General features: G+C 46.6%; 2 protein-coding genes. Both read left to right on the top strand.

What is annotated here, in order from left to right:
* Positions 1–299: phage tail tube protein (locus AACQ83_RS24430; RefSeq protein WP_112879938.1), on the top strand; the 299-nt coding region annotated here is incomplete at its 5' end.
* Positions 300–313: 14 nt separating this feature from the next.
* Positions 314–566: phage tail assembly protein (locus AACQ83_RS24425; RefSeq protein WP_146747965.1), on the top strand; the 253-nt coding region annotated here is incomplete at its 3' end.

Here is a 566-nt window from a genome sequence, read left to right as displayed (position 1 = left end):
CAGGGGATTTCACCTGGAGTCCCTCAACAGTCACCCGTGAAACCTTAACGGGCATGGACTACGTACACGGTTACAAAGAGAAACCCCAGGCGGGCTTTATCTCCTGCAAAGTCCGTGACAGTGGCGGGACCACGGTAGCGGATTTCAATGACCAGACTAACGTCACAATCGTTGCTGAAATTGCGAACGGTAAAACGATCATCGGTGAAGGCATGTGGACCGTCAACACGCAAGAAGTTAACAGCGAAGATGCGACTTTTGAGGTGCGCTGGGAAGGCACCTCGGTAACAGAAAATTAATTTGGAGAATCAGTATGTTAGAAAAAACCAAAACTATCGTTTTAAGCACCCCGATTGAGAGTAACGACGGCAAAGTCCGCTACGAGCAGATCGACCTGAAAGAACCGGTATTGATTCAGGTTGAGCAGTTTTATGAAGCGCAGAACAAATCAAATCATTCAATTGCCGCTATGCGTCTGTTGATTTCATTGGTTTCAGAAATCCCCGAGCCAGTACTGAAAAAAATGGCTATCAGTGATTTTCACAAATGTCAGGAGTTCCTTCTGG

It is taken from the genome of Photorhabdus sp. S10-54, assembly GCF_963878145.1.
Classification (GTDB): domain Bacteria; phylum Pseudomonadota; class Gammaproteobacteria; order Enterobacterales; family Enterobacteriaceae; genus Photorhabdus; species Photorhabdus kayaii.
This window is presented reverse-complemented; position numbering and strand designations above follow the sequence as displayed.